The 13,028-nt window shown below is 50.6% G+C and carries 13 protein-coding genes; 4 read left to right on the top strand and 9 right to left on the bottom strand.

The features are described 5' to 3' along the window. Nucleotides 1-14 precede the first annotated feature (14 nt). From VN23_RS22140 to VN23_RS11265, 6 genes are all read right to left on the bottom strand, one after another. Nucleotides 15-383, bottom strand: a complete 369-nt coding sequence (locus tag VN23_RS22140; RefSeq protein ID WP_231743241.1) for a hypothetical protein — start codon at nt 381-383, stop codon at nt 15-17. 21 nt (nt 384-404) lie between these two features. Beyond that, on the bottom strand, nt 405-887 hold the full coding sequence (locus VN23_RS22260; protein ID WP_250637122.1) for an MFS transporter: 483 nt from the start codon (nt 885-887) through the stop codon (nt 405-407). Nucleotides 888-946: 59 nt separating this feature from the next. Then, the gene (locus VN23_RS22290) at nt 947-1,306 is read right to left on the bottom strand and encodes an MFS transporter (protein WP_257722026.1); all 360 of its coding nucleotides are present in this window, start codon (nt 1,304-1,306) and stop codon (nt 947-949) included. Beyond that, the gene (locus tag VN23_RS11275) at nt 1,251-1,919 is read right to left on the bottom strand and encodes an amino acid ABC transporter permease (protein WP_046350782.1); all 669 of its coding nucleotides are present in this window, start codon (nt 1,917-1,919) and stop codon (nt 1,251-1,253) included. Before VN23_RS11275 ends, VN23_RS22290 begins: the two co-directional genes overlap by 56 nt. 96 nt (nt 1,920-2,015) lie before the next feature. Continuing rightward, on the bottom strand, nt 2,016-2,792 hold the full coding sequence (locus VN23_RS11270) for a transporter substrate-binding domain-containing protein (protein ID WP_046350783.1): 777 nt from the start codon (nt 2,790-2,792) through the stop codon (nt 2,016-2,018). A 209-nt stretch (nt 2,793-3,001) separates the two neighbouring features. After that, complete coding sequence (locus VN23_RS11265; RefSeq protein WP_046350907.1) at nt 3,002-3,712, bottom strand: substrate-binding periplasmic protein; 711 nt, start codon at nt 3,710-3,712, stop codon at nt 3,002-3,004. A gap of 497 nt (nt 3,713-4,209) precedes the next feature. Here VN23_RS11265 and VN23_RS11260 point away from each other — a divergent pair, with 497 nt between their 5' ends. From VN23_RS11260 to VN23_RS11245, 4 genes are all read left to right on the top strand, one after another. After that, entirely contained in the window at nt 4,210-5,205 is a 996-nt protein-coding gene (locus VN23_RS11260) for an isopenicillin N synthase family dioxygenase (RefSeq protein ID WP_046350784.1), read from the top strand. Nucleotides 5,206-5,215: 10 nt separating this feature from the next. Next, complete coding sequence (locus VN23_RS11255) at nt 5,216-6,610, top strand: pyridoxal-phosphate dependent enzyme (RefSeq protein ID WP_046350785.1); 1,395 nt, start codon at nt 5,216-5,218, stop codon at nt 6,608-6,610. Nucleotides 6,611-6,731: 121 nt separating this feature from the next. Continuing rightward, on the top strand, nt 6,732-7,877 hold the full coding sequence (locus VN23_RS11250; protein WP_046350786.1) for a trans-sulfuration enzyme family protein: 1,146 nt from the start codon (nt 6,732-6,734) through the stop codon (nt 7,875-7,877). A gap of 254 nt (nt 7,878-8,131) precedes the next feature. Next, nucleotides 8,132-9,259 carry a MalY/PatB family protein gene (locus VN23_RS11245; protein WP_046350787.1) on the top strand — a complete coding sequence of 376 codons (1,128 nt, stop codon included), beginning with the start codon at nt 8,132-8,134 and terminating at the stop codon, nt 9,257-9,259. Between the two features lie 163 nt (nt 9,260-9,422). On the opposite strand, the gene VN23_RS11240 is transcribed toward VN23_RS11245, so the two are convergent. From VN23_RS11240 to sstT, 3 genes are all read right to left on the bottom strand, one after another. After that, nucleotides 9,423-9,866, bottom strand: a complete 444-nt coding sequence (locus VN23_RS11240) for a MarR family winged helix-turn-helix transcriptional regulator (RefSeq protein WP_046350788.1) — start codon at nt 9,864-9,866, stop codon at nt 9,423-9,425. After that, nucleotides 9,853-11,421 (bottom strand): MFS transporter, encoded by a 1,569-nt coding sequence (locus VN23_RS11235; protein WP_046350789.1) that lies wholly within the window; start codon nt 11,419-11,421, stop codon nt 9,853-9,855. Before VN23_RS11235 ends, VN23_RS11240 begins: the two co-directional genes overlap by 14 nt. 224 nt (nt 11,422-11,645) lie before the next feature. Continuing rightward, nucleotides 11,646-12,887 carry a serine/threonine transporter SstT gene (gene sstT, locus VN23_RS11225; RefSeq protein WP_046350791.1) on the bottom strand — a complete coding sequence of 414 codons (1,242 nt, stop codon included), beginning with the start codon at nt 12,885-12,887 and terminating at the stop codon, nt 11,646-11,648. Nucleotides 12,888-13,028 lie beyond the last annotated feature (141 nt).

Below are 13,028 nucleotides of genomic sequence, written 5' to 3'. Positions count from 1 at the left end.
GCCGTATTACCTTTTTAATAAAGCCGGTCTCTTTTGCAAGCGCCGGAAATTGTTTGATCCAGATGCCTGCTACCAGCAGGGTTCCTGCCCCCCCCCATAATGACCGATGGCACGGTGCCGAATGCGGCGGCTGTCAGGCCTGATTCAAAATCCCCCAGCTGATTGGATGCGCCAATAAAAAGGGCATTGACGGCGCTGACTCTGCCCCGCATTTCATCTGGGGGTTCCAGCTGTACCAGGGATGAGCGGATCACCACACTGGTCATATCGCTTGCCCCCAGAATAACGAGCGCCAGCAGAGATAAGCTCAATGAGCGGGATGCACCAAACACCATGGTTGTGATGCCAAAAAGCGCCACGGCAGCAAACATCAGCTTGCCCACTCGCCGCTGCGGTGGGCACTACTAGGCCAGCCAGATGGACATCCCTAAGGCGCCAACCGCAGGTGCAGAGCGTAATACACCCAGCCCCACCGGGCCGGTGAGCAGGATATCCCGGGCATAAACTGGCAGCAGGGCGGTGGCTCCGCTAAACGGCGAAGAGATCAAGCGAGATGGCTCCGAGCAGCTCGGGTTTGCTGCGGATATAGCGTATCCCTGCCAGTAAGGCGGGCAGGCTGCCTCGCTGCTGATGGCTCTGGGTAAGGCGGCGGGTAATTGCATAATCAGCCAGAGCGCCAGTAAATAGAGCGCAGCGCTGATGCTATACACGCTGCTGACACCCAATACGTATAAAAAACTGCCCAGAGCAGGCGAGATAATCGTGGCGGCTTGCATGCCGGATGAGGACGCAGCTAAAGCGGAGGGTAACAGTGTCGCTGGAATCAAGCCTGGTAGCAGAGCCTGCAGGGCTGGCATTTCAAAGGTGCGGGCTGTGCCCAGAATCACTGCCAGCAGAAAAATCCATTCACGCCCAAGCTGTGATTGAGTGCAATATAGGCAAGCGCTCAGGCAGTCAGCGCTTGCACCAGCTGGCTGATGGCCACAATACGGCCCCTGTCATAGCGCTCAGCCGCATCGCCTGCAGAGAGCATAAACAAAAGACACGGTGTAAATTGGGCAAGGTCGATCAGGCCAAGATCTAAAACCTGGTGGCTTAGCGAGTACACCTGCCATGCCAGCGCAACCGACAAAATCTGGAAGCCACTCGCGCTGAGCACGCGGGTAAACCAGAATGAATAATTGCCTTGCTTTTGCGTAAGCTGGTGGACTCGCTTATGGACAGGCTTCCATCCGGTGGGGGCTGTGCGTTTATCTGATATACATTTTGTTAAGTCTTTCTTCCAGCTTTCTTTGTACGCTTTCAAACGAGGCGCTGAGTGCCCAGTAAATCGCTGCCGCAGCTAAATAAAGAGGAAAAGGCTGGAAGGTGGTGGCAATTACTTCTTTACTTGCTAGCATCAGCTCGCTGACCGAAATCACCGAAACCAGTGAGGTATCTTTAATCAGGCTGATCAGGCTGTTAGAAAGGCTGGGTACTGCCAAGCGTAAAGCTTGCGGCGCCACTATATAGCGCAGCGTTTGGCTGTTTGTCAGCCCTAGGCTTTTACCCGCATCCCACTGGCCCTGTGTAATGCCATTGATAGAGCCACGCAGCGTTTCAGATAAATATGCACCGACATTCAGGCTAAGTGCCAGTACACCTGCTGTCAGTGGCTCAAATTGAATGCCAATGCTTGGCAGACCAAAATAAATCACAAAGAGCTGAACTAAAAGCGGTGTGCCGCGGATACAGCTGACGTACACAGCGCTTAACTGAGCCAGCACGGGTATCTTGCTCAGCCGGATAATGACAACCAGTATGGCGATCAGCAATCCACCCAGCATGGATGCCAAAGCCAGAAACAGCGTATAGCCTGCGCCGTGCAGCAGGATAGGAAAGGCATCTTTAAGCAGCTGAATTAAACCGGGTAAATCCATTAATCACTCCAAAAATAAAAGCCCCCGGTTGTCACTGGGGGCGTAGGTCTTGCTTATCAGGCAGATACAGGCGTGCCTAGAATCTGCAATGATATTTTATTGCGCAACAGGCGGTTTGCTTACATCCCGATCAAACCATTTTTTCGAGATTTTTGTGAAACTACCATCTGCTTGTAAATCCGCCAAGGCTTTATTGAGTGAAGCCTTAAACTTAGGATTGCCTTTTGCAAAAGGAATACCTGATTTTTCAATATCACCCAGAGGTGCACCTGCTTTTAGTGGCAGCTTGGTTTTCTTTACAATAAATGGGATCAGCAGACTATCGTTAAGGGCAGCATCAATGCGGCCCAATGCTAAATCTTGTAAATATTCTTGCGAGCCGGGGTAGGTTTTAACGTCGATTCCGCCCACAGCCTTGGCGATATCTGCATAGTTTGTGCCTTGGCCTAGGCCGAGTTTTTTACCTTTTAAATCACTCAGGCTTTTAAAAACGCGTGTTTCATTACTACGCACAATCAGTTGCGGGCTGGAGAGGGTGTAAGGCTCGGAGAAGTCAAATGTATCCTTGCGCTTGTCGGTGATGCCCACTTGGTTGATCACAATATCAAACTTGCCTGCTTGTAAACCTGCCAGCATCGCACTCCATTCACTGGTGCTAAATTCTGCTTTTACACCCATTTTTTGTGCCAGGGCTTTTGCCAGCTCTACTTCAAACCCGGTTAATTCATTGTTTTCTTTGTAGTTAAACGGCGGGTAAGTGCCTTCAACGGCAATTTTTAGGGTGCCACGTTGCTTTACGGTATCGAGTAAATCGGCTGCGCCTGCGTGTAAAGCAAAGCCTAAGAGGCTGGCTGCTAGTAAGAATTTGCGCATATCTATATTCCTTGTTGGTCTAATGTTTTGCTTTCAAATGCAATATTCGCATAATTGGACAAGGCTGAATAGATTTTTTGCTTATCAATGACATGGTAATTTTGCCCAGACAGCGTAAGGAGAGTTAGGAGTTAGTACTTGGTCTGCCTAGAGAGTAGTGTTCTGGATAATGATGGGCTTTAATACAGATTGTTTACAGAATGTGTTAATCAGCGATATTTGTTTTCTATTGCCAAATTGGTGCCATCCTTATCCATATCCTGTAATATTTTATTATATAAATCTATTTTTTCCTGGCTTAGTTTTAAATTGCAAGCTAAATACATTTCGGTCTGGTTAAATAATAATATTGGCGTTATTTTATTTTCCATCTTTTTTCTCTTGATGATGGCTAAGCCCAGCAGCTCTCCGCTGGCCCAGAAATCAAAGCGGTTTCCTATTAGTTTCTGCGGATTATCTTCATCCGCTTTGGCTAGGTCAGTTTTAAATCCATTTTTTATTAAAAACTCTGCAATTGCGTCCCCCCGATATGCACCAATTGAATATGTTTTTAATTCTTTTAAATCTTTTGGCCTGCGTATATCATCCGTTTTTGCAAATATATACCAATTATTTTTAACTAAGGGGCCAACCCATTTAAATAGCGCTTCACGCTCTGGTGTGCGGGTGGTTGAAAAAACACAGGTATCGAATTCTTTTTGCGCTAATTGATAAGCTCTTAGCCAAGGATAAGGGGTGATGGTGTAATTTTCTTTGGCTCGGTGCATTACCTCGCTGACTTTTTCTGTGGAAATACCACTTACCTTTTGGGTTTTAGTATCCACAATATTAAAGGGTGGGTAATCCTCTGTGGTCAAAGTGAGTGCCTTTGTCTGGTCTGCCCCAATGATCAGGCTGAATAAAAAGAGAATGTATTTCATTTTTTTATCCAAATAAGGCATCACCACAAAACCCATTCACAAGTGGGAAGGCGCTTAAAACGGAGAACCACAGCAAGAAATGGGCATCTTCGTAAAGCTTGCTCTGGGGCTTTGCTAATGCTCTTGTTTTAGACCCTCCATAAAGAAAGCACAACGCCGCCAGTGCTTGTTTTGTGAGCCGCGGATGACAGTGCCTCGCCTGATGACTTTGCCAGCCTTCTTCCCTTTTTAATGAATCAGTGAATGCAAGGCCTGGCTTAACGTTGTGCGGCGATTTGTGTAAAAAAGAGCTATTAATATAATTTTTTATAGCCAAATGATATAAAAAACAGATAAGCTAAACGACATAGATCAAATTATTCTAAAAAGTTACAAATAAATAACTTTTTGTGACTTAAGGGGCCGTTTATGTTCAATATCTTACAAACCTCTTGTCGATGCTGCTTAGCAAAGGAGCCTTAAAACCTTGTGATAAAGCCGTTTGAGAGGTGTTTTAAATGAGTTTGCCTGTACTGGATTTAGCCTTATTTGATAGCGCAGATCGTAATGTGTTTTTGCGTGATTTGCGCCTTGCAGCAAAGGATTACGGTTTTTTTTATTTGCGTGGCCATGGGCTTAGCCTGCAATACCAGCAAGATATGCTGTTGCTGGCTAAGCAATTTTTTGCCCTGAGTGATGCCGAAAAAACGGCCGTGGCGATGGTTAATTCGCCGCATTTCAGAGGCTATACCCGCCTTGGTGGTGAGCTAACTGCGGGGCGTGCCGATCAGCGTGAGCAGTTCGATATTATGAATGAAGGGCTTGCTGCGCTTGATCCGCAGCCTCTATGGCGGCGCTTGCGTGGGCCGAATCAATGGCCTGCCAGTTTGCCCGCACTGAAGTCAGGCTTGCTGCTTTGGCAGGATGCTTTAAGCGATATTTGCGAGCGCTTAATGCAGGCTTTTGCGCTGGCTTTGGGCCAGCCCGCCGATATTTTTGCACCGCTTTACCATGGTGAGCCTTTTCAGCATCTGAAAATGATTCGCTACCCGGGCTCAAAGCAGGTAGAGCAGGGGGTGGGAGCGCATAAAGATGCGGGTTTGCTCACGCTGGTGATGCAGGATGCCCAATCTGGCCTGCAAGTGGCCACCGCAGAGGGCTGGCTGGATGCGCCGCCGATTCCTGGCACCTTTGTGGTGAATATTGGCGAGCTGTTAGAGCTGTCGTCCAACGGTTATTTACGCGCCACGGTGCATAGGGTGGTGTCGCCACCGGCTGGGGTTGAGCGCTTGTCTTATGCTTTTTTTATGGGCCCCAGGCTGGATGCCACCGTGCCGCTGCTGCAGCTTCCGGCGGCCCTTAGCCAGGAAGTGCTGGGTGAGGCGAGTGATCCGGCCAATCCGCTATTTAGTCATGTTGGCGAAAATGTTTTAAAAGGCCGTATGCGCTCGCATCTTGATGTGGCAGCGCGGCATTATTCTGATAACGCAGCTTCTGCGCTTGCCGTTCATTAAGTGAGTATTTATGAGTTCAGCATCTATTTTGTCTTTGATTGGCAATACCCCTATCGTCGAAATTACTCAGCTTGATACAGGCTTGTGCCGGCTGTTTATTAAGCTGGAAAACCAGAATCCGGGTGGCTCGATTAAAGATCGGGTTGCATTGTCGATGATTGAAGCGGCCGAGCAAAACGGGCAGCTTAAGCCCGGCGGCACGATTGTTGAAGCGACTGCGGGTAATACCGGCCTGGGGCTTGCTTTGGTGGCGGGGCGCAAGGGCTATCGCACTGTATTGGTGGTGCCCGATAAAATGAGCCGCGAAAAAGTACTGAACTTGCAGGCGCTGGGGGCAGAAGTGATTCTGACCCGCTCTGATGTGGGCAAGGGCCACCCTGATTATTATCAGGATAAAGCTCGCCGCGTGGCGCAATCGATTCCAGGCGCGTTTTACATCGATCAGTTTACTAATCCGGCCAACCCCGCCGCGCATGAAAAAACCACAGGGCCAGAAATATGGCGGCAGCTTGATGAAAAAGTGGATGCGGTAGTGGTGGGCGTTGGCTCTAGTGGCACATTAACTGGGCTATCGCGTTTTTTTGCCAAAGCCTCCCCGCAAACTGAGTTTGTGCTGGCCGATCCAGTTGGCTCGATTCTGGCGGATTATGTAGAAACCGGCGCATTTGGCACGGCAGGCAGCTGGCTGGTGGAAGGGATTGGCGAAGACTTTGTCCCGCCACAATTTGAAGGTGGCGCAATTAAACGCAGCTACCGGATCAGCGATAAAGAAAGCTTTGAAACCGGCCGCGCCCTGCTGCAGGCCGAAGGCTTATTTGCCGGAGCATCTTCCGGCACGCTGCTGGCTGCTGCGCTACGTTATTGCCGCGAGCAAACCACGCCTAAACGCGTGGTGACATTTATTGGTGACAGTGGCAATAAATACTTAAGCAAAATGTATAATGATCACTGGATGATCGATCAGGGCATGATTGAGCACGCTAAAGCGGGCAATCTGGCCGATCTGATCAGCCGCCCGCACGCCAGCGGTGCCACACTGATTGCCGACCCTGACGAGTCGCTTTCCCAAGCTTGGCAGCGCATGCGCAGCAACGATGTATCGCAAATGCCGGTGCTGGAGAACGGCGAAATCGTTGGCATTATCGACGAATGGGATTTGTTATTGTCAGTGCACGGCGAGCCACAGCAATTTGCCATGCCGGTGCGCGCCGCCATGAGCAGCAATGTTAAAACCTTGGCTCCTGATACGTCCTTACGTGACCTATTGCAAGTGTTTAATGACGACAAAATCGCTGTGATTGCTGATAAAAAACGCTTTTATGGCCTGATTACCCAAAGCGATTTACTGGCCTTCTGGCGCAAGAAGTTTGTGAGTGAAGCTGCTTTAAGCCCAGCTGCACATTGAGCGTAGGGCGTACTCGAAGCGCCGCGTGCGATGTTTGCATCGCCCAGCAGGAGCGCAGCACGCCGCAAAGGCTCTCCATAAATCTAAAGATTAAAAAACTAACGCCTCCAGGAGCCATCCCATGAGCACATTTGAAACGCTTGCTGTCATCAGCGGCCTGCATCGCGATCCACTGGGTGCAATCAATACCCCGATTTACGCCTCGTCCACTTTCCGTCAGCCATCCCCCGGTCAGCCGGATCAGTATGAATATTCGCGCTCCAGTAATCCAACGCGCGATGCTTTTGAAGTAGCGATTGCCGCTTTAGAAGGCGGCACGCGTGGCTATGCTTTTGCATCAGGGATGGCCGCCATTACTACGGTATTAGAGCTGTTGCCGGTAAATAGCCACTTAGTGGCGGTAGATGATTTATATGGTGGCAGCGGGCGTTTATTTGAAAAAGTAAAACAGCGTACCGCAGGCTTAACAGTCACTTATGTGCCGACTGGCGATCTGGAAGCGCTGCAAGCGGCCATCAAGCCAGAAACTAAAATGATCTGGATTGAAACGCCGTCCAATCCGCTGAATCGCCTGAGTGATTTAAGCGCCATTGTGGCGATTGCCAAGGCGCACAGCCTGCTTACCGTGGCCGACAATACTTTCGCTTCGCCTGCTTTGCAGCGGCCGCTGGAGCATGGTGTTGATATCGTGCTGCATTCGGCAACCAAATATTTAAATGGTCATTCTGACGTGATCGCCGGTGCGGTGGTGGTGGGAGAGAACAGCGAGCTAGCCGAGCAGCTGGGCTTTTTGCAAAATGCCATCGGCGCGGTGCTCGACCCATTTCAAAGCTTTTTAGCGCTGCGAGGCATACGCACGCTGGCGATCCGTATGGAGCGGCATAATCACAATGCCCTGCGCATTGCTCAGTGGCTGGAGCAGCATCCGCGCGTTGAGCGCGTTTTATACCCTTACCTAGAAAGCCATCCGCAATATGCACTGGCCAAAGCGCAAATGGCAGGCGGTGGTGGGGTGGTGTCGTTTTATCTGAAAGGGGATGACGCCGATGTGCATCAAGTGCTGACGCATACCAAGTTATTTACCCTGGCAGAAAGCCTAGGCGGTGTAGAAAGCCTGATCAGCCAGCCTGTGCGAATGACGCATGCTTCGGTGCCGGCAGAGCGCCGCGCTAAATTAGGAATTAGCGATAATTTGATTCGCCTGTCAGTGGGGATTGAAGGCCTTGAAGATTTGCTTGCTGATTTAGAACAAGCGTTGGCGGCTTAGCAGCCTGCCGGACTTAAGGCTGATCTACTGCGGAAAAGCCGGATTTGGCCATATATAACGCATTTTTTCGTTGAATAGCCAGCTATTCGCCTCAAAAATCCGTTAAATCTGTCTCAAACCGGACTTTCCCTCGTTACGATCGCTTAAGTACGACAGGCTGCTAGTTGTATACCCTTGTTGATGCTGATCTGTAGCTATCAAGTGCCATCTTAAACCGTTATCCTTTGCTTACTATTTTGTAAAAGGATTTTGTTATGGATTTCCAAACACCCATCGATCGCAGCGCGACCTCCAGCCAGAAATGGAATAAATACGCAGGGCAAGACATCCTGCCGATGTGGGTGGCCGATATGGATTTTGCCAGCCCCGTTTCCATTATGGCGGCCTTGCAAGAGCGTGTGGCGCATGGCGTGTTTGGATATACCGATGCGCCAGATAGTCTGGTAGAGGCGGTGCAGGCTTACGCGGCGCAGCATTACGGCTGGCAGATCGATGCCAGTTGGATTGTCTGGCTGCCGGGTTTGGTGCAAGGTTTAAACTTGGCTTGCCGCACCGTGGGCGAGGCGGGCGATGAAGTGCTGACCGCCACGCCCATCTACCCACCCTTTTTACGTGCGCCGGGCCTATCCAACCGCAGCCTGCTGACCGTGCCCTTGCTGCAAAAAAATAATGCATGGGAATGGGATTTTGCAGCGCTGGAAGCAGCGATCACGCCTAAAACCAAGCTGCTGCTGCTGTGCCATCCGCATAATCCGGTAGGCCGAGCTTGGAATACGGACGAGCTGACCCAGTTGATTGCCATCGCCCGCCGCCACGATTTAATCATCTGCTCGGATGATATTCATTGCGATTTACTGCTGGCAGAAGGCTTGAAACATCAGCCTCTGGCGGCGCTTGATGCTAGTTTTGCCGCGCAAACCATTACCCTGCTTGCACCCTCCAAAACATGGAATATCGCAGGCTTAGGCTGCTCGCTAGCGGTAATTCCTGATCCGGCACTGCGTGCCCGCTTTCAAAAGCAGATGGCAGGCATCGTGCCATCGGTTAATTTGCTGGCTTTTACCGCCGCCGAAGCCGCTTACCGCGACGATGGTATCTGGCATGCTGAGCTGATCGCCACTTTGCGGGCAAATCGAGATGTTTTACTGGATTGGTTTGCGGGCTCTGAGCGCTTAAAAATCACCCTGCCCGAGGCGACTTACTTGGCGTGGATTGATGCCAGTGCGCTAGGCCCGATCAACCCGCTGCCGCACTTTGAAGCGCTGGGTGTGGGCCTGTCAGATGGCCGCGATTTTGGCTTGCCCGGCTTTGTGCGCCTCAACTTCGGCTGCCCGAGTGTGACGCTGAAAGCGGCTTTAAAGCGGATTGAATCACTGCGTTAAGTGATATGCGGGCAAGGTTTTCTCGCCTTGATAGAGAGCTGAATCTTGAACCACAGAGGACACAGAGAGCACAGAGTTTCACAGAGAGAAGCGAGCCCTGATGGGTGCTCTGTGTCCTCGTTTTACTCTGTGGAACAGTAGATCTTATTTTGAAAAGTGTATTTTACAAATCCCTTAGTCCCGCCTTCTCACATCCCCGCTCTAATTTATTTAGCATGCCCTGAAAAGCCAGCAGTTCTTCGTCGTTAAACTCTTCCAATATCACACTTAAAAATGCGCTGCGTTTGGGCAGGGCCTGGTTTACTTCGGCGTGGCCTTGCGGAGTGAGGATAACGTTGCTGAGGCGGTTGTCTTGCGGATCGTTACTGCGCTGGATTAAGCCTTCTTTTTCCATGGCTTTAAGCAGGCGGGTGAGCGAGCCGGGGTCCATTTTTAGTTGCTGAATCAGCCATTTTTGTGAGCATTGGGTTTCTTTATGCAGCTGGTTTAAAATGCGCCAGCGCGTTAGCCCTTGGCCTACGGACAATTCAAATGCGCCCAGCATGGTGCGATAGCTGCGGCCCAGTTGTTGTAATACTTTGAGTTGTTCGGCTTCATGTGGCGTCATGCTGGGGCTCTATGGCTTGTTTAAATTGAATACGAGGGATGCGGCGCAGGCACCAGAAGGCAAACAGCACGGCGGCGATGCCTAGCCATTGGCTGCTTTGAATGGCGTGGCTAAGTGTGGCGCGGGCTTGCTCGAGTAGCTGCAAGCCATCTTCGCCCAAGGCATTTATTTGCAAGATAACCGCGTGCTGGCCTTCAAGATTGACCAATACTTGCGGGTTATTCATCAGGCTGGCTACGGGCTTGGCAAACTGCTGATTAATATCGTGCTCGTATCGCCAGCTTAAGATCGATCCAACCAGCGCGGTGCTGAGCATCCCGCCTATCATCCGCAGCGATTGCAGCAGCGCGGTGCTGATCCCCAAGTCTTTACGCGGGCAGGTTTCCTGCACAAAAATAGTGAGGTTGGGCATGATAAATCCCAGCCCCAAGCCCCCTAAAGCCATCAGGCCAATAATCAATGGATGCGCGGTTTGCGGGGTGATATTCATCATGCCGATCACGCAAATCAGCAGTAGGCCAAAGCCTAAATAAAGCATGGCTTCCGGCCTTGGCAGATGCGGCACAATCCGCCCGTTAAGAATACTGGCAAAGGTAATGCAGACCACCAGCGGTGTAATCAGCATCCCGGCCTGGCTGGCCGATAAATGAAAACCACCTTGTAAAAGAAGCGGGGCGTAGGACAAGATCGCAAACATGGTAAAGCCCATCAGGAGCGACAGCCTGAACAGCGCAGCAAGGGCGGGGTCTCTGAACAGGGCGAAGGGCAGCATGGCGTGCTCATTATTGGCTTCCTGTTTCCAGGCCAAAAATCCCGCTACTAAGCATGTGATCAAGACACTGATAACCGGCACGCTCAGCCCTTGCTCAGGTAACCATTCTACGGATAACTGCAAGCTGCCTAAAAATAGCGTAATCAGCAGCGCGCCCAGCCAGTCAAGGCGGATTTTTGTATCGTGCTTAGGCTTTAAGCGTGGCAGAAAGCGGCTTACAAAAATCACACTCAATAAGCCAACCGGGATGTTTACAAAGAATACAGCACGCCAGCTGACATAGTGGGTGAGCAGCCCGCCGATACTCGGGCCAATGGCGTTGGCAATCCCGAAGGCGGCGCTCAGCATCACCTGCCATTGCAAGCGCACTTTGCTATCGGGGAATAAATCGGGAATACACGCAAAAGCTGTACCAACCAACATCCCGCCGCCTATACCTTGCAACGCACGGGCTAACACCAGCAGCAGCATGCTATTGGCCACGCCACACAGCACCGATGCCAGCGTAAACGTCACGATAGCGACCACCACAAAAGGCTTGCGTCCGTAGTAATCGCCTAAGCGGCCAAAGATAGGAATAGTCACCACCGATGCCAGCAAATAGGCGGTGGATACCCAAGCGTACAGCTCAAAACCATGCAGCTCGGCGACAATTGTTGGCAGGGCGGTAGCCACAATGGTTTGATCAAGCGCCACCATCATAATCACAAAACAAATGCCCAGCATGGCAAGCAGGGATTGGCGAAAGGTGCGTGCGGGATGTTGATTTAACATAATAGACATAGCAATGATTGATTGGTCAATTAATTATCACAGCTTGCTATGGCAAAGGGAAAGGTACTTTTACCTGCTTCTTAGGCGATGCAAGCTGGTTTTTTTGTTCATTGCATACAAAGCCATATTTTGCTCTGCCTTCGGCTTTAAGTTGGATGTGCTTAAGTGGCTTTTTATCTTCTCGCCCACAAAAAAGCGCAGACCAGCTGCGCTTTGCCTGAGTAATCTATCGCTTAGCGTTCAGCAAACGCCAGCTGGGTTTTGTGCTCTGTCGCTTGGCAAGCCGCGGCAGTGAACAGCACATCGGTTGATGAGTTCAGTGCGGTTTCGGCCGAATCTTGCAACACGCCAATAATAAAGCCCACGGCAACTACTTGCATGGCCAGATCGTTAGAAATGCCAAATAAGCTGCACGCCATAGGAATCAGCAGTAGCGAGCCACCTGCTACGCCAGATGCACCGCAGGCACAGATGGCAGAAACCACGCTTAACAGCAGCGCCGTAGGTAAATCAACCTGTATGCCAAGAGTATGCACTGCAGCCAGTGTCAGCACAGAAATCGTAATCGCCGCACCCGCCATATTGATGGTCGCGCCCAGTGGAATCGATACCGAATAATCGTCTTCGTGCAGACCCAGTTTTTTACATAGCGCCATATTTACAGGGATATTCGCGGCAGAGCTGCGGGTAAAGAAAGCGGTAACGCCACTTTCACGCAGGCAGGCAAAGACCAGTGGGTAAGGATTACGGCGCAGCTTCCAGAACACAATGGCCGGGTTCATGACCAGTGCTACAAACAGCATGCAGCCGATCAGTACTAATAAGAGGTGGGCATAGGTAAGCAAAGCTTCGATGCCGGTTTCGGCAATGGTCGAGGCGACGAGGCCAAAAATACCGAGCGGGGCAAAGCGAATCACTACACCTACAATCACCGAGATGCCGCCGGATAAATCACTTACAACGGTTTTAGTGGTGTCATTGGCATGGCGCATCGCCACACCCAAGGCAATGGCCCAGGCCAGAATACCGATAAAGTTGGCATTCATCAGCGCTTTTACCGGGTTATCAACCACGCTGAGTAAAAGGCTGCGCAGCACTTCTACAATACCGCTTGGCGGGGTGATATCGCTTGCATGTTTAACCAGAATCAGTGTGGATGGAAACAAAAAGCTGGCAGCTACGGCCACCACGGCTGCTGCAAATGTGCCAAATAAATAAAGAACCAGAATCGGGCGCATATTCGATTTCTGGCTAGGCTTATGGTTGGCAATTGAAGCGGCCACCAAAACAAAGACGAGTACCGGTGCAACGGCTTTTAGGGCGCTGACAAATAAGCTGCCTAATAAACCTGCTGATTGGGCCGCAGCAGGAAAAAATAAAGCCAGTGCAATACCGGCGATGAGGCCTAGCATAATCTGGCTAACAAGGCCGCTGCGATTGAATAGCCTAAGTAGCGGATTTTGTGTCTGCTGCATCGTGTTTCCTTTGCTGTTTTATTCTCACGCCATCTATAGGATGAACTAAAGGGCCTGCAGGAGATGAGTGATTGTTATTCTGAATTGGCGTAGAGGGGAAGTCTGGGTGCTGAGAATAAAATGGAAATCACAAAGCGGCAA

Source organism: Janthinobacterium sp. B9-8, from assembly GCF_000969645.2.
GTDB lineage: Bacteria > Pseudomonadota > Gammaproteobacteria > Burkholderiales > Chitinibacteraceae > Iodobacter.
The sequence above is the reverse complement of the archived record's forward strand: the minus strand, read 5'-3'. Positions and strand labels throughout refer to the sequence as shown.

Bases quoted from the DNA above. Each gene is read 5' to 3' on its own strand.
- VN23_RS11275 (WP_046350782.1), bottom strand. From the start codon at position 1,919: ATGGATTTACCCGGTTTAATTCAGCTGCTTAAAGATGCCTTTCCTATC.
- VN23_RS11270 (WP_046350783.1), bottom strand. From the start codon at position 2,792: ATGCGCAAATTCTTACTAGCAGCCAGCCTCTTAGGCTTTGCTTTACAC.
- VN23_RS11265 (WP_046350907.1), bottom strand. From the start codon at position 3,712: ATGAAATACATTCTCTTTTTATTCAGCCTGATCATTGGGGCAGACCAG.
- VN23_RS11260 (WP_046350784.1), top strand. From the start codon at position 4,210: ATGAGTTTGCCTGTACTGGATTTAGCCTTATTTGATAGCGCAGATCGT.
- VN23_RS11255 (WP_046350785.1), top strand. From the start codon at position 5,216: ATGAGTTCAGCATCTATTTTGTCTTTGATTGGCAATACCCCTATCGTC.
- VN23_RS11250 (WP_046350786.1), top strand. From the start codon at position 6,732: ATGAGCACATTTGAAACGCTTGCTGTCATCAGCGGCCTGCATCGCGAT.
- VN23_RS11245 (WP_046350787.1), top strand. From the start codon at position 8,132: ATGGATTTCCAAACACCCATCGATCGCAGCGCGACCTCCAGCCAGAAA.
- VN23_RS11240 (WP_046350788.1), bottom strand. From the start codon at position 9,866: ATGACGCCACATGAAGCCGAACAACTCAAAGTATTACAACAACTGGGC.
- VN23_RS11235 (WP_046350789.1), bottom strand. From the start codon at position 11,421: ATGTCTATTATGTTAAATCAACATCCCGCACGCACCTTTCGCCAATCC.
- sstT (WP_046350791.1), bottom strand. From the start codon at position 12,887: ATGCAGCAGACACAAAATCCGCTACTTAGGCTATTCAATCGCAGCGGC.